We start from the raw sequence: 18,877 nt of genomic DNA on the forward strand, positions 1-18,877 counted from the left end.
CCGACGTCCGTCGATGCGTACGGCTCCAGGCCTTGAAGCGGCTATCCGGCCAGCCGTCTCGGAACATCGCCCGCCCTGGTCAGTCCGCCGGGAAAAAGGCCGGCCCGACCACTCTCACCGGCCGCGCGCCGATCGCTTTCTCGATCGACTGATGCTGGGCAATCCCTGGCACCTCGAAAACCGGCGTTTTTGCCCCTGCGAGAGCGGCACCGGCAGTTTCGATCCCGGATTCAGGAATTTCCGCGACGACGCCAAGATCCGGCTTTGCCGTCGGCAACGGAATGATGGCGTTGCTCATGTTGGCCGGTGTCACGGTTCGTGCCCTGAGCTCGGCGACGCGCCGGTAATAGCGCTTGACGTCGCAGGCCTTGAAGTTCGCGTCGTCGCGGTACCGGAACGCGGCAGGTAGCTCCACATAGGGTTTTCCCGACTCGAGCGCGACCATCTCCTCGGTCTCGCGAGTGGCGTCGCTCAGCGTATAGAGGTCGACGCCGGCATCGTCGCAGATGTAGCGACACTGATCGACCGTTTCCTTCAGATCGTCGCCCTTGGCGAACTGCGATTTTGGCGCGGGGAAGAAATATCCGTCCGACAAGCGAACGCAAAACAGCATCCGATTGCCGCCAATTGTTGTGCCTGCGGACTGGGCCTTGGGTGCCGTGCGTTGCTGCGCCGGCTGTTTCTTGGCAGCGGGGGCGGCGCAGCCCAGCGCGACAAACCTGGCCTTCAATCCGGACGTGTCCCTGCTCGAATTCGACAGTCTGGCGATCTGCCGTTGCACCTCCGCCTTGCTGCTGACCAGGTCGGCGCAGGGATTGAAGAAGAAGCCGGCCGTTCTCGCCGTGCATCTGCGTTGTCTCTCAAGCTTTTGAATCGCGGCGAGTTGCCGGCGCAGTTGGGCAAGCTCGGGGCTGGTCCCGCCGCTGCGCCCCGCCGAAAGCAATTGGCTCCTGATGGCACCGCAGCTATCCGCGTAGGAGAAGGATGTGCCGAGCGCAACGGCTATTGCCGACACCAGCATCAGAATCGTGAGGGGCCAGAAGCGTGTCATTGGAACGACCATTATCCTTGTTGCACCGAGAACAGGATTTCTTTGTCGACTATGGATAAGTACTAGCTAAATCAGTCTTTCCTAATTGGAGTAGATCAAATCGCCACCAGAGACTTTAGCTCTAGTGTATTAGATCCACTCGTGTAAATTCAATATTACATTTTTATTTCAAGATTGAGACGAACCGGCAGCAACGCCGGCGGACGCCCGCCACGGCGAAGTTTTGATGCGCGCGGCGGGTTCGGCATCGCGATCAATCCGGCGTTACCGGCCGGCCGTTGCTGAAACCTTAGCCCTGGGATCGGCGTTGAGCGGCCAAAGGAGGAGACCGCAAATGTCGATCCACTTCACTGTCGCGGACCTGACCAGGAATCTGTTCCATTCACTTGGGTTGGACCATGAACGCGCACCGAGGCCACTCGACCACGAGCAGAGGCTTTTGCTGGAGTGCTATCTCGCCGGCCAGATACCGGAATCGGCCTGGAGCGACTATGTCTTCGAGATGCCGGAACTGGCGCGACATGTCGAGGCCAGACGAAGGCGCCACTAAAGCGCATCGCGGTCGACCGGGCCTCATGCGACGCGCTTAGGTTCTTGTCTAATGCATGTCGTTGTCGCAAAACCGCTGCACACTTTTGCGCGACATGCACTAGATCCCGAAAAGTGGAATCCGGTTTTTGGAAAAGATCAAGGCGAAGCCTTCACTCGCGGTGCAGCCTGTTCTTGTTTGGGCGAGTTGAATTGCAGAGTGAACACCTTGCCCGGGATGCCTTCAGCCAGCGCCGGTGAAAAGCTCAACGGCAGGCAATGGTCCACGGCCGCGACCGCCGCGTCGACAAAAGCTTGGCGCGTCTTCTCCTCGCCGGCGACGCGGATGGCGGTCGGCTTGGGCCGGCCGATCAGCGTGCCATCGCGCCTGAAGCTGAAGCTCAGGGTGACGGTGGAATTCCCGGCATTCGCCGGAGGGGTCCAGCACGCCTGGATGGCAGCCCCGACCTCGGGCATGGTGTTGAGCGTCGCTGCATTCGATTGACCGGCTGCACCCAGCATGGCGCCTGCAACCACTATCATTCCAGCAATGCTTTTCATGACAGGGCCTCTGTCCTTGAACCGCCATCGAGGACGGGACTACTTCGATGGTAGGGCCGACATCGGCGATGGCAAGATGCCGGCAACGCGCTTCATCAGCCATTCAGGCGCCGTGAAGCGCCGTCAGCCGCAAACTTCGGCAGGGCTGCAATAAGCAAAGGCCGGCGAGCAGCCGACCTTTGCTTTCCATCCGCGCCGGTACATCCGTGGTCGCAAGCTGGAGGTGAATACCAGTAGAAAGGGTTTCGGTTAACGAAACCTTAAGCTCCCCACATCGTGCAAACAGGGGAGAGTAAGAAAGAATTACCCCAGATCATTACCGGCTCCCGCAGAACGTGCGGACGATCGCCGGCCTGCACGTGCCTCAGGCGTTGGCCTGCGACCTTACATAGGCGATATAGCCGCGCACGTCGCCGGCCGGCTCGGCATAGGCCTTGCCGAGCTTCTTCTCGATCGCCGCCATATAGTCTTTTGCCCATTGGGGCAGCGCATAGTCGATTACGGCGAGGAACTCGAGCGTCGCCGCTAGGCGGATGTCGGCGATCGACGGGTTCTTGCCGCCGATGAACGGCTTGCCGTTCCTGAAGAAGCTATGAAACACCTCCAGCGGCTCGGCTATCGCTTCTATAGCGGCCTTCTGGGCTTCCGACTTCTTGTCGGGGTGGGCGTCGCTGTGGCCGACCTCGCCGGCATATTGCGGGAAATTCAGTACAGGATATGTGGCGCGCGCCACATAGGGGTAGAGCGTGCCGATCAGGTAGAACATGGCGCTGTCGATCATTGCCCGCTTGGCCGGCGCCTTGGGATATAATTTCTCCAGCCCGTGCTTGTTGGCGAGATACTGCATGATGGCGCAGCTTTCCCACAAGACACCTCTCGGCAGGCCCTTGTCCTCGATCATCGGCGTAAGATGGGCCGGGTTTCGCGCCATATATTCGGGCGAGCGCGTGAGGCCCCAAACGTCGGTTTCGGAATGATCGAGCCCGGCGGCGCGTGCAAACACCCGAACGCTCATATTGTTGACGCTGGGCTTCAGCATGCTGAGCGTGAGCGCCGGCTTTTTCGCAGGCTTCGCCTTGGCCTTCGCGGGCTTTCTGCCGGAGACCTTCGTCGCCGGCCTTGCCACTTTCGCCGCTGACTTGGCGGCGGCTTTGGCCGCCGGCTTCGCTCCTGGTTTGGCTGCCTTGGCGGCGGGCTTTTTCGCACTCTTCGTTGCTGTCTTTGCCATTATGTCCTCCCTTTGTTTGGCGTGTCGTCAGTATGGATTTTTCGGTGCGCGATCCTCCGACAAGGTTGCGCGCAAGTGCTCGACAAGCGCCTGGATCGCATCGGCAAGGTGCACTTCGGCGATGTTGTAATCGCCGCGCGCGACGCGGATCTTGTGCGCCTGCATCAGCACGTCGGCATGGGTGAAGCCCGCCGGCGGCTCGAAACGGTAGGAGGCGAGCTCGATTAGCAGGCCGAGCGGATCCTCGAAGTAGATCGAATCCATGAAACCGCGATCCTTGACGCCGCTGTGCTTGATTTCACGCTCGTTGAGCCGGGCGACCGCCTGCAAGAAGGTGACGCGCGACACCGCGAAAGCGATGTGATGGACGCAGCCCGTATCGGTCGGCGTGCGCCGCTTGACCGGCGTGCGGCTCTCGTCGGTGAAGACGGTGATCAGCCGGCCGTCGCCCGGATCGAAATAGAGATGGCTTTCGCTTGGCTTGTCGAGGTTGGGCTGCTCGAAGATGAAAGGCATGCCGAGCACGCCCTCCCAGAAATCGATCGAGGTCTGACGTCCGGCGCCGACCAGCGTGATGTGATGGACGCCTTGCGATTGTAGTTTTTGCATCTGACTCCTCCCGGCCACGCCGTCTTGCCGCCGAACGGAAGTTCGGATGCCCAGTCGCGCTTGGATCGGCGCCCGGCATGTGACCGCGCCCGGCCTCGCTCGCCTGCGCTCCGCATTCCGCATCCTGCAGGAGTGCGGCCGGAGCTTTGATGAACGGATGCTAATTCAATCCGAGACGTTGCGCCAGAAGCGCTGAGTTTCAAGAACTCCACGCAGGCGCCAAGAGCGGCACCGGGATCGCGGACGCCTTCGCCGAGCTCGCTGAAACGATCCGTCGCCGGCAGCTGTAATGGTGCGGCGGCCCGCAGGTCGCTGGGTTTCCCGAGCGGCCGGTTTGGCGACGGCAGGTCAAAGGGGCCTCGTTGACGCATGCCGCGCCTGGTTCGGATTACGGGCATCCGTGGCCCTTAGATGAAAATCACATATTCTTCATCGGCACATCGGGATCGACATGTCCCCCATCGGCAGTGATCTTCAGCCTTGAGAGGTAGTGCTCCCATCCCCTTCGGTGGCTGTCACGCTCCTTTGCGTTCGGCAGTCCGCTGTGCGTGAAGCGGATCAGTGTCCCCGCATCCCTCGCGATCAGGTCGATCTCGACATGGCTGGAGCCGGGCGGCACTGTCTCGTTGTCTTCCCAGCCAAAACTGTAGGCAAGACGGTGGACCGGGATCACCTCGGTGAACTCACCGCGCGCCATATGGCGACCACCGACATTGACGAGGAACAGACCGCCCGGCGATGCATCCAAATTCGCTTCGGTCCCGATCCATCGCACGATCTGGTCCGGATCCGTCAAAAGCGCGAACACGGTCGCTTGTGGCGCGGCGACCTCAATTTCTGTGTAAACCGATTCCGCCATCGCTCACTCCAGGTCACATCCGCATCGAATGCCGTGCATGATTGAAGCGAATATGGGGAGTTGCAAGAAGATGTTCGAGGCGTAAGCATAAGCCGGAGCCGAGTGACCTTCTACCGATGCTTCTCGCAAAGTCGCTTTCATTCCTTCTGGACGACGCCGCGCATATTGGCGACGGTGGGCGACTTCTATTGCAGCTCTCAACGCATTTGCTGGAAGACGGCTTGCCGATCATCGCCGGCGCGCTGGCGCAGGATGCTCCCGACCCAATCATTTCACGCCGTATCTGGCTCTGGCGAGCGTCTGGGGGTGAAGTGGTCGAGGGTTTGGGGATAGGCGCCGACCGCCAGAATGCCGATCCCCGGCTCGTGCTGCGGGAGTGGCTTGGCACGACGCGGGCGATCGTGTTCGACGAGCGAGCGGGCGGTGTCGCACCGACTTTGGTGTGGGCGTTCGATCATACTCCGGATGAGGCGCAGTCAGAGCTGCTGCGGCAAATCTCCCGGTTTGCTGCGGCTCCGATGACCGCACTCGCAGAACGGTCCGCGAAACGCGCATTGCTCGAAGCATATTTGGGAAAGCGCAGTGCAGCACATGTGCTCAACGGTCATTCTCGTCGATTAAAGGGAGAGACGATACGGGCTGCGCTTCTGTGCGCGGACCTTCGAGGTTTCACCGATCTATCCGAGGTTCATGATGCAGACGAGATCGTATTGGTACTTGATGCCTGGTTCGATTGCGTCGCCGGCGCGGTGCACGCATTTGGTGGTGAGGTTCTCAAGTTTATAGGTGATGGCGTCCTCGCGATTTTCCCGATTGGCGAGCGCGATGCAAATGCCGCATGTGACGCTGCGGTACGCGCCGTGAAGGCCACGCGCGCCGGGATAGATCATCTCAACCAAACTCGGCGCCGCAATGGCGGCCCTGAGCTCGGATATGGCATTGGCCTGCATGTCGGCGAGATACTCTGGGGGAATATCGGCACTGCCGGCAGGTTGGACTTCACCGCGATTGGCAAGGCTGTAAATCTTGTCAGCCGCATCGAAGGGCTGTGCAAGCCGTTGGGACGGACGGTGCTCGCGTCGACAGTGTTCGAGGCAGAAACTACCGAGCGGATGATCGCCATGGGCAGTCATCCGCTCGGAGGAATAGCAGGCGCGCAAACACTTTTCGGCTTGCCGGAATAGATCGAATGGTTGAGCCCCGCCGTGGATGTGTCGTTCGCAGCATATCTTGGTATCGTGCGAAGCCATGACCGAGAGAAATTCGAACGGCAAAGAAGCTACGATACTGCAACTAAAGTATGGCGCGTTTAGAGCCCAGCCATGCGCGTCGCGCGCAGCTTCGCTGGCCGGTGCTAAGGGCCTTCCCGGCATCCACCCTTCGAGGGAGAGGCGCCTTCGCCGAGCTCGCCAAAACGATCCGCCGCCGGCAGCTGTAGCTCAGGTCGGCTCCAGGCAGTGCCGACCAGCGTGATGGACGCCTTGCGATTGTAGTTTCTGTATCTGGCTCCTCCCCGCGTGGCATCGACTGCCCTGTTCAGCGCGACGTTCTGCGCGCCGCTAACGCTGTGCCTCAAGACCCACGATGCAATGCTAATGCAATCGGCTCCGCTGCGCCAGAAGCGGCAATGAGCCAAACCCGCCGCGACTCAAGGCGATGGATCGGATTGATGGTTTGCCGAGAGCTTGGAGAGACTTGGTACGCCCAAGGGGAATCGAACCCCTGTTCCCGCCGTGAGAGGGCGGTGTCCTGACCGCTAGACGATGGGCGCGTTCAAGAACCGGCGATATAGGCTGACGGCTGGGAAAAAGCAACTAGGCTCAAGGCCACTGCTCGCACAGACGAAATATCCGCTACAAGCCTAGCGTTTTTGCTCGATCAGGTCCCAGAGATTTCCATAAAGGTCGGCGAAAACCGCGACCGTGCCATAAGCCTCGTGGCGTGGAGCTTCGCGGAACTCGACGCCTTTTTCGAGCATCAGCGCATGGTCGCGGGCAAAATCGTCGGTTTCGAGGAACAAAAAGACCCGCCCGCCGGTCTGGTTGCCGACGGCGTGCCTTTGCGCATCGCCGGATGCTTCGGCGAGAAGCAGCCGCGCGCCCTGCCCTTTGCGCGGCGTGATCGTGACCCAGCGTTTGCCGCCGCCGAGATCGACATCTTCGGTGAGGACAAAACCCAGTTGGTCGACATACCACGAGATCGCCTCGTCATAATTTGCGACGACAAGCGCGACCGTGGCAATGCTGCGGTGTTCGGCAAAACCGGTCATTTGTTCCTGATCGAAAAACGCCCGACGATGCGGCGCTCGGTGATGTCATAAACGAAGATGGCGCGGCTGCCGTCGGGCAGCTCGGCGTCGATCGACAGGTGATTGCCGGAGAGCGATTGGCTGATCACCCTGGCGCCGACCGGCAGCACGATGTCGCCGTTGACCGTTTCGCCGATCGGCACCTGGATGTCGCTGCTTAGCGGAGGGGCGGTAGGCGGCGCGTTGCGCGCTTTGTAGACAAGTGCTGCGATCACCACCATAAGGGCGAGGAACAGCAGGCCGAGATTGATGGCGACGAAGCGGACGAGCTTCCTCCGCACCTTTTCGACCTCGGGGTCGAGCGGCTTTTCCTCGTCTTCGTCGGCAAGCGGCCGGGCCATGGCAGCAGATTCCGGAACTGTTTTCGATGAGCGCTCATAACGAAGAGGTCAGACAATTAATAGGGGCCGGACCGATCGTCCTGGAGGCGGGCGCTGATGCGGCCGGCCAGCGGCTCGACCAATGGCTGGCGGCCAGGCTCGGCCCCGACATGTCGCGCAGCCGGGTACAGATGCTGATAAAGCAGGGCGCCGTCAGGATCGGCGGCAGGCAGGTCGACGAAACGAAGCGCAAGATGGCACAAGGTGACAGCGTGTCGGTCGACATGCCGGAGCCGGAACCGGCGGAGCCGCAAGGCGAAGATATTGCGCTGGACGTCCTCTACGAGGACAGCGAGCTGATCGTCATCAACAAGCCGGCCGGGCTGGTCGTGCATCCCGGCGCCGGCAACTGGACCGGCACGCTGGTCAACGCGCTGATCCATCATTGCGGTGATAGCCTGTCGGGCATCGGCGGGGTGAGACGGCCGGGCATCGTCCACCGCCTCGACAAGGAGACCAGTGGCGTCATGGTCGTCGCCAAGACCGATCGCGCCCACAAGGCGTTGTCGGAGGCCTTTGCCGACCACGGCCTGACCGGCGATCTCGAGCGCGCGTATCTGGCGTTGGTCTGGGGCATACCGGCAAGGCCGACCGGGACGGTCGACGCGCCGCTCGGCCGCGCCGCCGACCGGGTACGCCGCGCCGTGGTGCCGCAAGGCCGCGACGATGCCCGCCACGCCGTCACGCATTTCACCGTTGTCGAGCGCTTTGGCGAGCAGCAGCAGGAATTCGCCACGGCGAGCCTGGTCGAATGCCGGCTGGAAACCGGTCGCACTCACCAGATACGCGTCCACATGGCCCATATCGGCCATCCGGTGATTGGCGACCCCGAATACGGCCAGGCTTTCCGCACCAAGGCCAATCGGTTGCCCGAGCCGCTAAGAAGCAAGGTAAAAGCGTTTCCGCGACAAGCTTTGCACGCCCGCCTCCTTGCATTTCGGCATCCGGATACCCATCTAACGATGAGGTTCGAAGCACCGATACCGTGGGACATGGAGGAACTCGTCGACGGCTTCCGCAAGCTCTGAACCAACCACCTGAAAACCTGACCGGCGCTGTTCACTTCAACGTGACACACTGTTTCGTGTTGAACAAATGCCTGTCTTTCTGGTTTTGTTCCTATATATGTCGGTTGGCGCGAATGTGCCTTTGGCATTCGCGCCACATGCCCGCCGCGTTTCGGGGGCATCACTCCAATAGAGAGGGGGCGCTATCATGGCCCAGTCATTACCCAGTATCGTTTCCGGCGAAGGCGGTCTCAGCCGCTACCTGGAAGAAATCCGCCGCTTTCCGATGCTTCAGCCGCAGGAAGAGTACATGCTCGCCAAGCGCTATGCCGAGCATGAGGACACCACGGCTGCGCACAAGCTCGTCACCAGCCACCTTCGGCTCGTCGCCAAGATCGCCATGGGCTATCGCGGCTATGGCCTGCCGATCGGTGAGGTGATCTCGGAAGGCAATGTCGGCCTGATGCAGGCCGTCAAGAAATTCGAACCGGAGCGCGGTTTCCGTCTCGCCACCTATGCGATGTGGTGGATCAAGGCCTCTATCCAGGAATACATCCTGCGCTCGTGGAGCCTGGTCAAGATGGGCACCACCGCCAACCAGAAGCGCCTGTTCTTCAACCTGCGCAAGGTGAAGGGCAAGATCCAGGCGCTCGACGAAGGCGATTTGAAGCCCGACCAGATCACCGAGATTGCCACCCGGCTGAACGTCTCGGAAGCGGAAGTCGTGTCGATGAACCGCCGTCTGTCGGGCGACGCCTCGCTCAATGCGCCCATCCGGGCCAGTGAAGGCGAGTCCGGCGAATGGCAGGACTGGCTGGTCGACGACCACGAAAGCCAGGAAGAGATGCTGATCGAGCAGGACGAGCTGGAAAACCGGCGCGGCATGCTGTCGGGCGCTCTTGCCGTGCTCAACGACCGCGAACGCCGCATCTTCGAGGCGCGCCGCCTCGCCGATGAGCCGTTGACGCTTGAAGAGCTGTCGGCCGAGTTCGATATCAGCCGCGAGCGCGTGCGCCAGATCGAGGTGCGCGCCTTCGAGAAGGTGCAGGACGCGGTCAAGGCCGCGGCCAAGCGCCAGACGCAGGCGCTGCGCACCATCGAGGCGCAGCCGGCGGCGTAAGACCTTCCGGTAGAAACAAATAACGGCGGCGTCAGGTAACTGGCGCCGCCGTTTTTTCTAAAGCGCGTCGCGTTCGGCCGGCCTTGTGCGACGCGCTTTAGATTCTTGTTTTTATGCATGTCGTTATCGCAAAACCGCTGCACACTTTTGCGCGACATGCATTAGCGGGTTGCCGGTTCCGCGGCGCCTTCGCGGATGTCCGATCCGCCGCCATAACTGCTCAGTAGCCTTGCCATGGCGTCTCCAGACGATCGCATCGATAGCGGCATTACCGCAATTTTCCCCAAGCCCTGAAAACCGCAAGACTGCAAGCTGTGGCGGCAATGTTGCGGCGCCGACCGCGGCATTCCACAACCCGGCGCTCGCGGCAGGCGGCGCGACAACGAGCCGCCGGGGCTGCGCCGGGCAGTTGAGCTCGTCTATTGAAAACGAAAGGCAGTGTGACGATGACGATTTCTCCGTTTCTGGCCGCTCTCGGATCCGACGGTCCGCCAGCCGATCGAGCGAAAGACATGGCCCTGTATGGATGGCTAATTGGAAGCTGGGAAATGGACTCGGTCCACTACCTCGACGACGGCACAATCCAGAAATGGGATGGCGAATGCCATTTTGGCTGGGTGCTCGAAGGCCGCGCGATTCAGGACGTTTGGATCAGGCCCAAGCGCCCTGCTCCGTCCGCGATGTATGGCACAACCTTGCGCATCTTCGACCCTGGGATCGATGGCTGGCATATCATATGGAACGACCCGCTCAACCGGGATCACTCGCGCCAGATCGGGCGGGCCGAGGGTGAGGACATTGTCCAGCTCGGCAATGACTCGCGCGGTCTGCAAACTCGGTGGCGTTTCACCGAGATCACTGCCAACAGCTTCCATTGGATCGGCGAGGAAAGATCTTCCGAGAGCGATCCTTGGCAAATCACGTATGAACATTTAGCCCGCCGAACAAAACCCTGACGCTGGACTGGCTGGCGTCTGCGCTGCTCCTCATCGGGCTGCCGCCACCGTCTTCCCGCATGGACCTCTCGGATTCAAACATCGCAAAAATCGAATCAGGATCAATAGCTTGGATGACCCTCGCAGAACGATGAGGGCGGCGCCGAGTCTGAATGGCATTGTAGTGCCAGCGACCCATCTCCTCACAGGCAATCGAGCGGAAATTTCAGATAGCGCCGCCCGTTGGATTCCGGTTCCGGCAGGCGTCCGCCATTCATGTTCACCTGCAGCGCGTGCAGGATCAGCCGCGGCATCGGCAAGGTCCTGTCGCGGGCCTGGCGGAGCGCGACGAAGTCGGCTTCCGCCTTGCAGCCGGCAACATGGATGTTGCCGGCTTTCTGCTCCGCGACCGTGCTTTCCCAGCGCGCTTCGCGACCGCCCGGCTGGTAGTCGTGACCGACGAACAGACGTGTCTCGTCCGGCAGCGCCAGGATGTCCTCGATCGAGTGCCAGAGCCGCTCGGCACTGCCGCCGGGAAAGTCTGTCCTGGCGGTCCCGCTGTCCGGTATGAACAGCGTGTCGTGGATGAAGGCGGCGTCGCCGATGACGTAAGTGATCGAGGCCAGTGTGTGGCCCGGCGAGAACAGCACTCTTGCCGGAAGGCGGCCGACCGAAAAAGTTGCGCCGTCGGCGAACAGCCTGTCCCATTGCGAACCGTCGGCGGGGAATTCCGGCCAGTTGTAGATCACCTTCCACAATTTCTGGACGTCGATGACCTTTTCGCCGATTGCCGTCGGCGCTCCGGTTCTCCCCCTCAGATAATGGGCGGCGGAGAAATGATCGGCATGCGGATGCGTGTCGAGGATCCACTCGACCTCCAGCCCGCTTTCCCTGACGAAGTCGAGCAGGGCGTCGGCATTTTTCGTTGCCGTTGTACCGGACCTTTCGTCGAAGTCGAGCACCGGATCGATGATGGCGCATTTGCGGGTCGCCATGTCGGCGACCACATACTGGACGGACCCGCTCGGCTTGTCATAGAAGCCGGTGACCTGCGACCTGGCCGATAATGCGTCCAATCCCAGCCCCCTTGATCCTCACCGTGGCAGGAATGACTTTCTCTGCCACGGCAAATGAAAGGCATGGTTGTCCGTCAACCAGGCGCCGTCAAGCACCCCATGCTCATACGGCCAAGAAAACCGAAAATTCTCCGTGCCGCCTCTGCCTGCTCAGGCGGAAGGCTGCTTGGTTTTCCTGAGATATGGCAGGATTGTCTCGTAGGCGCCGAAACGCTTGATGGCATCTTCATTCGAGACGGCAGCGGTGATGATGACGTCCTCGCCCTGCTTCCAGTTCGCCGGCGTCGCCACCTGGTGCTTGGCGGTCAGCTGCATGGAATCGATGGCGCGCAGGATTTCGTCGAAGTTGCGGCCGGTCGTCATCGGGTAGGTGAGAACCAGCTTGATCTTCTTGTCGGGCCCGATGACGTAGACCGAGCGCACCGTGGCATTGTCCGCCGGCGTGCGGCCTTCCGAGCTCTCGCCGGCACCCGCCGGCAGCATCTCGTAAAGCTTGGCGACCTTGAGATCCTTGTCGCCGATCAGCGGGTAGTTCACCGAATGGCCGGTCGCGGTCTTGATGTCGTTCTGCCACTTTTCATGGCTTTGGACGGGATCGACCGAGATGCCGATGATCTTGACGTTGCGCTTCCTGAACTCGCCTTCGAGCCCGGCCATCGTGCCGAGTTCGGTCGTGCAAACCGGCGTAAAGTTCTTCGGATGGCTGAACAATACTGCCCAGCCGTCGCCGATCCATTCATGGAAGCTGATCGGTCCTTGCGTGGTCTCAGCGGTGAAGTCCGGTGCGATATCGTTGATACGAAGGCTCATGGCGTGTCCCTACCCTGTGAGTGCAGATCGCAGCCGGCGTTGACCGGCGCTGCTTTTGCCTTTCTATCACTCCGGCGTCATCCTTCAAATGCCTGTTGCGCCGGCATCAAGGCCGGCGGCGAAATATTTTCATTGCTTCTCGGCAAATGCCGCAGGAATTTTCGCTGCGCTGGCTCAGGCCTTGTTCACTGCCAGCGTCGTCGCCAGGTCTTCCATGCGCTGGGCCAGCGCGCCGAGCGCCCCGGTCAGCGCGGAATCGTTCTTGTCGGCCTTGGTCAGTGCGTCGTCGCGCGTCTTGCGCAGCGTCAGCACTTCGCTTTCCATGCCCTTGACCCGCTTTTGCAGTTCCGAAAGCTCGTCCATGACCATGATGCCGGCCATCACGGTCAGCCGCTGGTCGCCAATCTCGCCAAAAGAATCCTTCAGATGCGAAACATAGCGGTCGAAGCGCTCGGCAAGATCGATCAGATGCTCTTCCTGGCCCTCGTCGCAGGCCATCCGATACTGCTTGCCGTCGATGGAAACCGTGACTTGTGCCATTAGCCTACCTGTCCAGTACCGCGCGGATGGTTTCCATGGCTGTCACCAGCCTTCGCGACACTTCCTTGTTGGCATCTTCCAGCCGTTCGGCGCGGGCCTCGGAATTGTCGAGTTCCTGCGCCAGCCGCGAGCGGTCGGCGTTCATCCGCTGCACTTCGGCCTCGGCTTCCGAATAGTCCCGCTCGTGCTCGAGCTTGGCCGCGACGGCGTTTTCCAGCCCTTCGATGGCCTTACCCAGCCTGGCAATGACTTCTTTGAGGGTCGTTTCCCCGGTCATGGCTTTCGTCCTGCGCCCTGCCCATCACCGAATCATCCACGTTCAGAACGCGTTATCCCTGAAACATTACGCGTCGTGTGAACCGCACGTCAATAAAGCTGTCGCGACTGTCCCCTGCTAACGCTAATGTAAGTCGCGCATGGCCATCACAAGACCGGCAAAAGCACACCGATTTGTTGACTAAAAGGCCGCGCCTGCTATGTGTCGCGCACCCTTTTCAAGGGCTTTCCCAAGGCCCAAACCCCCATTTTGGAGGAAGCATGACCTCGCGCGAACAACATGACCGGATGGCCAATGCGATCCGTTTTCTCGCCATGGACGCCGTCGAGAAGGCAAATTCCGGCCACCCCGGACTGCCCATGGGCTGCGCCGACATCGCCACGGTGCTGTTCACCCGCTTTCTCAAATACGATCCGAAAAACCCGCATTGGCCGGACCGCGACCGCTTTATCCTGTCGGCCGGCCACGGCTCGATGCTGCTTTACTCGCTGCTCTATCTGACCGGCTACGAAGACATCACCATCGACCAGATCAAGCAGTTCCGCCAATTGGGGTCGAGGACGGCGGGCCACCCGGAATACGGCCATGCCGCCGGCATCGAGACGACGACAGGCCCACTCGGCCAGGGCCTTGCCAATTCGGTCGGCTTCGCGCTCGGCGAGCGCATCATGAATGCCGCTTTCGGCAAAGATCTCGTCGACCACTACACCTATGTGCTGGCCGGCGACGGCTGCCTGATGGAAGGCGTATCCCAGGAAGCCATCGCGCTTGCCGGGCATCTGAAGCTGAACAAGCTGATCGTCTTCTGGGACAACAACAACATCTCGATCGATGGCCCGGTGTCGCTCGCCGATAACACCGATCAGGTCGCCCGCTTCCAGGCGTCCGGCTGGAATGCCAGCCATATCGACGGCCAGGACCCGGAAGCGATCGCCTATGCCATCGAAGCGGCCCGCCACTCCGACAAGCCGACGATGATCGCCTGCAAGACGACCATCGGCTTCGGCGCGCCGACCAAGGCCGGCACCAACAAGGCGCATGGCTCGCCGCTCGGCGCCGAGGAAATCGCTGGCGCCAGAAAATTCTTCGGCTGGGATTATCCGCCCTTCGAGGTTCCGGCCGATATCCTCGACGCATGGCGTACCGCCGGGCGGACCGGCGTCAAGGCGCGCACCGACTGGGAAAGCCGGCTTGCCAAGGCTGATGCCAAATTGCGCGCAGAGTTCGAACGCCGCATCAGTGGCACGCTGCCGGCCAACTTCGACGCCGTCATTGGCGATTACAAGAAGAAGCTCGTCGCCGACAAGCCGAAGGTCGCCACCCGTAAGTCATCGGAAATGGCGCTGGAGGTCATCAACGGCGCCGTGCCCGAAACCATCGGCGGCTCGGCCGATTTGACCGGCTCCAACAACACCAAGACTAGCCAGACCAAGAACATCACCGCCGACGATTACGGCCAGCGCTACGTTCATTACGGCGTTCGCGAGCACGGCATGGCAGCCGCGCTCAACGGGCTGACATTGCATGGCGGCATTATCGCCTACGGCGGCACTTTCATGTGCTTTTCCGATTATGCCCGTCCGGCGATGCGGCTTGCTTCGCTGATGGGCATCCGCTCGATCTTCGTCATGACCCATGATTCCATCGGCCTTGGCGAAGACGGCCCGACCCATCAGCCGGTCGAGCATCTGGCAGCACTTCGCGCCATTCCGAACCACAATGTCTTCCGCCCGGCCGACGCGGTGGAAACCGCGGAATGCTGGCAGTTGGCCATTGAGTCGGAAAAGACGCCTTCGACATTGGCGCTGACCCGGCAGAACCTGCCGACGGTACGCAACGACTTCGTTGCGGAAAACCTCTCCAGCCGCGGCGCCTATGAACTTGCCGCCGCCAGTGGCGAGGCGGCGGTGACGATCTTCGCTTCGGGCTCCGAGGTCGAGATCGCGCTGGCTGCCCGCGAGGCCTTGGAAAAGCACGGCCACGCGACCCGCGTCGTCTCGGTGCCGTGTTTCGAATTGTTCGACAAGCAGAGCGCCGACTACCGCAGCAGGACGATCGGCAATGCGCCGCTCAAGATTGCCATCGAAGCCGGCATCCGTCAGGGCTGGGATCACTTCATCGGCACCGACGGCATCTTTGTCGGCATGACCGGCTTCGGCGCCTCCGGCACCATCGAACAGCTCTACCCGCATTTCGGCATCACAGCCGAGGCAACGGTGAAGGCGGCGGAAGCCCGTCTGCATGGCAAATGAAAGTGAGCCCCGCCCGGCAAAGGCTGGCATAGCGGTTTTGCCGGGCGGTGGAGCACTAATCGATTTAAATCCACGCCTCGGCGGCTGGATTCTTTGCCCGTCCGCCGTTATGAAGCTGCGGACTTGATCTTCGGCCTCCAACTCCCAGGGAGAGAACAATGACCGTCAGAGTTGCCATCAACGGATTCGGCCGCATCGGCCGCAACATCCTGCGCGCCATCCATGAATCCGGCCGCAAGGATATCGACGTCGTCGCGGTCAACGATCTCGGCCCGGTCGAGACCAACGCGCATCTGCTGCGCTTCGACAGCGTGCATGGCCGCTTTCCGCATGAGGTGACGGTTGACGGCGACCAGATCATCGTCGGCAAGGAAAAATTCAAGGTCACCGCGATCAAGGATCCGACGCAACTGCCCTGGAAGGAGCTTGGCATCGACATCGCGCTCGAATGCACCGGCATCTTCACCGCCCGCGACAAGGCCGTCGCCCATCTGACCGCCGGTGCCAAGCGCGTTCTCGTCTCCGCTCCGGCAGAGGGCGCCGATCTCACCGTCGTCTATGGCATCAATCACGACAAGCTGACCAAGGACCACATCGTCATCTCGAACGCCTCCTGCACCACCAACTGCCTGGCGCCGCTGGCGGCCGTGCTGAATGAGGCGGTCGGCATCGAGAAGGGCATGATGACGACGATCCATTCCTACACCGGCGACCAGCCGACGCTGGACACCATGCACAAGGACCTCTACCGCGCCCGCGCCGCCGCGCTGTCGCAGATTCCGACCTCGACCGGTGCTGCCAAGGCCATCGGCCTGGTACTGCCCGAACTCAAGGGCAAGCTCGACGGCATCTCCATCCGCGTGCCGACCCCGAACGTCTCGCTCGTCGATTTCAAGTTCATCGCCAAGCGGCCGACCACCGTCCAGGAGATCAATGACGCGGTGATCGCCGCCTCGAACGGCAAGCTGAAGGGCATCCTCGCCGTTACCCGTCACCCCAATGTTTCGATCGACTTCAACCATGATCCGCATTCCTCGATCGTGGCGCTCGACCAGACCAAGGTCATGGACGGCAACTTCGTTTCGGTGCTGTCGTGGTACGACAATGAGTGGGGCTTTTCCAACCGCATGGGCGATACCGCCGTCGCCTTCGGCAAGACCATCGCCTGATCGCAGAGCCAGCTTCTCGACCTGGAGACGCCCGGCTCAGTCCGGGCGTTTTTCATTGCAGCACGAACCGCCGAGGCACGCTCCGCTGCTCGGGGGTGCCAAAACTTTCGACGATCGGCAGCGTGGGGCAAAAAGCCACGCTGCTGCCTTGCAGCGGCCATGTCTTCGCCCCACTCTCCCGTGATGCCGGAGCATATCGACTAGGGGCGACCAACGAATGGAGCATGGTATCTATCTTGTGACGCTCGTTGGCGCAGCACTTGTCGTTGCCGCCGCGTTTTCAAGCCTGATCGCCTTCCGTTTCGGCGCCCCTCTCCTGCTGCTGTTTCTCTGCATCGGCCTCGCCACCGGAACCGACGGTCTCGGCATCCATTTCGACAATGCCCGAGTTGCTTATTTTGCCGGCTCATTGGCGCTGGCGGTCATCCTTTTCGATTCCGGCTTTGGCACGCCGCTCAACGCCTTGCGGCAGGCGGCCGGGCCGGCGCTGTCGCTGGCCACATTCGGCGTCCTTTTGACCACCGGACTCTTCGGCGCCGCCGCCTATTATCTGCTCGACCTGACCTGGCTGGAATCCTTCCTGCTCGGTGCCGCCGTCGCCTCGACCGACGCCGCGGCGGTGTTCTTCCTGCTGCGCGCCGGCGAGATTAATTTGCGCGAGCGCGTGCGGTCCACGCTCGAGGTGGAATCCGGCACAAATGACCCGATCGCCATCTTCCTGACCATCACGCTGGTCGAGGTCATCGCCGCCAATACCCACCCCGAGGCCAAGGTGCTGGTCACCGATCTTGCCGTCGGCTTCCTTGTCAACATGGGGCTCGGCGCGGTCATCGGCATTCTCGGCGGCATGGCCATCGTGCGCCTTGTCGATCGCCTCAATCTCGATCACGGCCTGCTGCCGATCTTCGTGCTGACGCTGTCGCTTATGGTGTTCGCTGCCGCCGGTGCCGTCGGCGGCTCCGGCTTTCTGGCGGTCTATCTCGCAGGCCTGATTGCCGGCAATTCCGATATCCGGGCCGTCACCATCCTCAAGCGCTTCCAGGACGGCATGTCGTGGCTGGCGCAGATCATCATGTTCCTGATCCTCGGCCTGTTCGCGACGCCTTCGCAATTTCCGGCGATCCTGGTGCCGGCAGTGCTGCTCGGCCTGTTCCTGGTATTTGTGGCACGGCCAATCGCCGTCTGGCTCTGCCTGGTGCCGTTCCGTCTGCCACGCCCGGAAGTCGCCTTCGTCTCGTGGGTTGGCCTGCGTGGTGCCGTGTCGATCCTGCTTGCCATCACGCCGCTGCTCGGCGGTCTTGAGAACGGCCGCCTCATCTTCAACACTGCCTTCATCATCGTGCTGGTCTCGCTGATCATCCAGGGATGGACCGTCGGGCCGCTGGCGCGCCGTCTCGGCCTTATCGTGCCGGCCCGCCTGGGACCGCTCGACAAGGTCGAATTGGAACTGCCGGGCTCCGCCCATCATGAGCTTCTCGCCTACCGCGTGGCACCTGGAAGCCCGGTGGCGCGCGGCGAACGCATTCCGCGCTGGGCGCGGCCGTCGCTGGTGCTGCGCGACGGACGCTCGATGCGCTTCCAGGATATGGGCCGGCTCGCGGCCGGCGACCATGTCTACATCTTCGTGCCGGACCGCTATCCGCGCCTGCTCGACAAGCTGTTCGCCAGCCGTGCCGTGGTCGATCCCGAGGACGCGGATTTCTTCGGGGCCTTCGCCGTCGATCCGTCACGCCCCGCCGAGGAACTGGAGACCGCCTACGCGCCGGGCCTGACCGAAGCGGAACGCAAGCTCAGCATTGGCGACCTGGTCACTACGCGGCTCGGCGGCCACGCCGAATACGCCGACCGCGTGCTGCTCGGTCCGATCGAGCTGATCGTCCGCGACGTCGACGACAAGGGCAGGATCACCGGCCTTGGCCTGTCCTTTGAGCCGACCGCGCCGGTGGCGCGCGTTCCGGTGTTCCTCAGCGCCGGCGAAATCCGCGATCGCATCGCCGCCATCATCCGCAACCGGCGCAAGCCGGCCGAGGCGCAGGCGGTCGAGGCGGCGGCCGAGATGGAACCGGTTCCGCAGCCCGTGGTGGAAAAGACAACTGGCGAAGGCTGACCGCTGTCCACCCGAGCCGCGGAACCCTGCCGCGAGGCTGAAGAATGGCTCGGCAACTGG

Annotated in this window: 19 protein-coding genes and 1 tRNA gene; 8 read left to right on the plus strand and 12 right to left on the minus strand. The window is 61.8% G+C overall.

Going from position 1 to position 18,877, the window contains the following annotated elements; translation table 11 throughout:
- Window positions 1-79: 79 nt before the first annotated feature.
- A complete protein-coding gene (locus NKI67_RS04070; protein WP_023678528.1) occupies window positions 80-1,051 on the minus strand; it encodes a DUF2865 domain-containing protein in 972 nt (323 codons plus the stop codon).
- A gap of 334 nt (window positions 1,052-1,385) precedes the next feature.
- Between NKI67_RS04070 and NKI67_RS04075 the strand changes: the two genes are divergently transcribed.
- Entirely contained in the window at window positions 1,386-1,601 is a 216-nt protein-coding gene (locus NKI67_RS04075) for a hypothetical protein (protein WP_023678527.1), read from the plus strand.
- A 137-nt stretch (window positions 1,602-1,738) separates the two neighbouring features.
- On the opposite strand, the gene tolA is transcribed toward NKI67_RS04075, so the two are convergent.
- From tolA to NKI67_RS04095, 4 genes are all read right to left on the minus strand, one after another.
- Window positions 1,739-2,140: a cell envelope integrity protein TolA gene (gene tolA, locus NKI67_RS04080; protein ID WP_352644517.1), complete on the minus strand. Its 402-nt coding sequence runs from the start codon at window positions 2,138-2,140 to the stop codon at window positions 1,739-1,741.
- 364 nt (window positions 2,141-2,504) lie between these two features.
- On the minus strand, window positions 2,505-3,368 hold the full coding sequence (locus tag NKI67_RS04085) for a glutathione S-transferase family protein (RefSeq protein ID WP_352574823.1): 864 nt from the start codon (window positions 3,366-3,368) through the stop codon (window positions 2,505-2,507).
- A gap of 27 nt (window positions 3,369-3,395) precedes the next feature.
- Window positions 3,396-3,977, minus strand: a complete 582-nt coding sequence (locus NKI67_RS04090) for a VOC family protein (RefSeq protein WP_352619700.1) — start codon at window positions 3,975-3,977, stop codon at window positions 3,396-3,398.
- A 418-nt stretch (window positions 3,978-4,395) separates the two neighbouring features.
- Window positions 4,396-4,836, minus strand: coding sequence for an SRPBCC family protein (locus NKI67_RS04095; protein ID WP_023678521.1), 441 nt, complete (start codon window positions 4,834-4,836; stop codon window positions 4,396-4,398).
- 116 nt (window positions 4,837-4,952) lie between these two features.
- Here NKI67_RS04095 and NKI67_RS04100 point away from each other — a divergent pair, with 116 nt between their 5' ends.
- Window positions 4,953-6,020, plus strand: a complete 1,068-nt coding sequence (locus NKI67_RS04100; protein ID WP_031212146.1) for an adenylate/guanylate cyclase domain-containing protein — start codon at window positions 4,953-4,955, stop codon at window positions 6,018-6,020.
- 512 nt (window positions 6,021-6,532) lie between these two features.
- On the opposite strand, the gene NKI67_RS04105 is transcribed toward NKI67_RS04100, so the two are convergent.
- From NKI67_RS04105 to NKI67_RS04115, 3 genes are all read right to left on the minus strand, one after another.
- Window positions 6,533-6,607, minus strand: a tRNA-Glu gene (locus NKI67_RS04105).
- Window positions 6,608-6,697: 90 nt separating this feature from the next.
- Window positions 6,698-7,105, minus strand: coding sequence for a VOC family protein (locus NKI67_RS04110; RefSeq protein ID WP_352634137.1), 408 nt, complete (start codon window positions 7,103-7,105; stop codon window positions 6,698-6,700).
- Window positions 7,102-7,485: a fimbrial protein gene (locus NKI67_RS04115; RefSeq protein WP_352634139.1), complete on the minus strand. Its 384-nt coding sequence runs from the start codon at window positions 7,483-7,485 to the stop codon at window positions 7,102-7,104. The genes NKI67_RS04110 and NKI67_RS04115 overlap by 4 nt, the downstream gene beginning before the upstream one ends.
- Before the next feature lie 26 nt (window positions 7,486-7,511).
- Between NKI67_RS04115 and NKI67_RS04120 the strand changes: the two genes are divergently transcribed.
- The 3 genes from NKI67_RS04120 to NKI67_RS04130 all read left to right on the plus strand — a co-directional run bounded on the left by NKI67_RS04120 (window position 7,512) and on the right by NKI67_RS04130 (window position 10,607).
- Window positions 7,512-8,552: an RluA family pseudouridine synthase gene (locus NKI67_RS04120; RefSeq protein WP_352634141.1), complete on the plus strand. Its 1,041-nt coding sequence runs from the start codon at window positions 7,512-7,514 to the stop codon at window positions 8,550-8,552.
- Window positions 8,553-8,739: 187 nt separating this feature from the next.
- Complete coding sequence (gene rpoH, locus NKI67_RS04125) at window positions 8,740-9,651, plus strand: RNA polymerase sigma factor RpoH (protein ID WP_023678514.1); 912 nt, start codon at window positions 8,740-8,742, stop codon at window positions 9,649-9,651.
- 446 nt (window positions 9,652-10,097) lie between these two features.
- The gene (locus tag NKI67_RS04130) at window positions 10,098-10,607 is read left to right on the plus strand and encodes a hypothetical protein (RefSeq protein WP_352634143.1); all 510 of its coding nucleotides are present in this window, start codon (window positions 10,098-10,100) and stop codon (window positions 10,605-10,607) included.
- A gap of 182 nt (window positions 10,608-10,789) precedes the next feature.
- On the opposite strand, the gene NKI67_RS04135 is transcribed toward NKI67_RS04130, so the two are convergent.
- From NKI67_RS04135 to NKI67_RS04150, 4 genes are all read right to left on the minus strand, one after another.
- Window positions 10,790-11,662, minus strand: coding sequence for an MBL fold metallo-hydrolase (locus NKI67_RS04135; RefSeq protein ID WP_352634145.1), 873 nt, complete (start codon window positions 11,660-11,662; stop codon window positions 10,790-10,792).
- A 150-nt stretch (window positions 11,663-11,812) separates the two neighbouring features.
- Complete coding sequence (locus NKI67_RS04140) at window positions 11,813-12,472, minus strand: peroxiredoxin (RefSeq protein ID WP_023678511.1); 660 nt, start codon at window positions 12,470-12,472, stop codon at window positions 11,813-11,815.
- A 174-nt stretch (window positions 12,473-12,646) separates the two neighbouring features.
- Window positions 12,647-13,012, minus strand: coding sequence for a cell division protein ZapA (locus NKI67_RS04145; RefSeq protein WP_023678510.1), 366 nt, complete (start codon window positions 13,010-13,012; stop codon window positions 12,647-12,649).
- 4 nt (window positions 13,013-13,016) lie between these two features.
- A complete protein-coding gene (locus tag NKI67_RS04150; RefSeq protein ID WP_006200774.1) occupies window positions 13,017-13,289 on the minus strand; it encodes a DUF4164 domain-containing protein in 273 nt (90 codons plus the stop codon).
- Between the two features lie 260 nt (window positions 13,290-13,549).
- On the opposite strand from NKI67_RS04150, the gene tkt reads away from it, so the two are divergent.
- The 3 genes from tkt (at window position 13,550) to NKI67_RS04165 (ending at window position 18,817) form a co-directional block, all read left to right on the plus strand.
- Window positions 13,550-15,541 carry a transketolase gene (tkt, locus tag NKI67_RS04155; protein ID WP_352571981.1) on the plus strand — a complete coding sequence of 664 codons (1,992 nt, stop codon included), beginning with the start codon at window positions 13,550-13,552 and terminating at the stop codon, window positions 15,539-15,541.
- Window positions 15,542-15,699: 158 nt separating this feature from the next.
- Window positions 15,700-16,710 carry a type I glyceraldehyde-3-phosphate dehydrogenase gene (gene gap / locus NKI67_RS04160; protein ID WP_023678507.1) on the plus strand — a complete coding sequence of 337 codons (1,011 nt, stop codon included), beginning with the start codon at window positions 15,700-15,702 and terminating at the stop codon, window positions 16,708-16,710.
- A gap of 217 nt (window positions 16,711-16,927) precedes the next feature.
- Window positions 16,928-18,817, plus strand: coding sequence for a potassium/proton antiporter (locus tag NKI67_RS04165; protein ID WP_352589844.1), 1,890 nt, complete (start codon window positions 16,928-16,930; stop codon window positions 18,815-18,817).
- Window positions 18,818-18,877 lie beyond the last annotated feature (60 nt).

Source organism: Mesorhizobium sp. M0408, from assembly GCF_040321495.1.
Classification (GTDB): Bacteria; Pseudomonadota; Alphaproteobacteria; order Rhizobiales; family Rhizobiaceae; genus Mesorhizobium.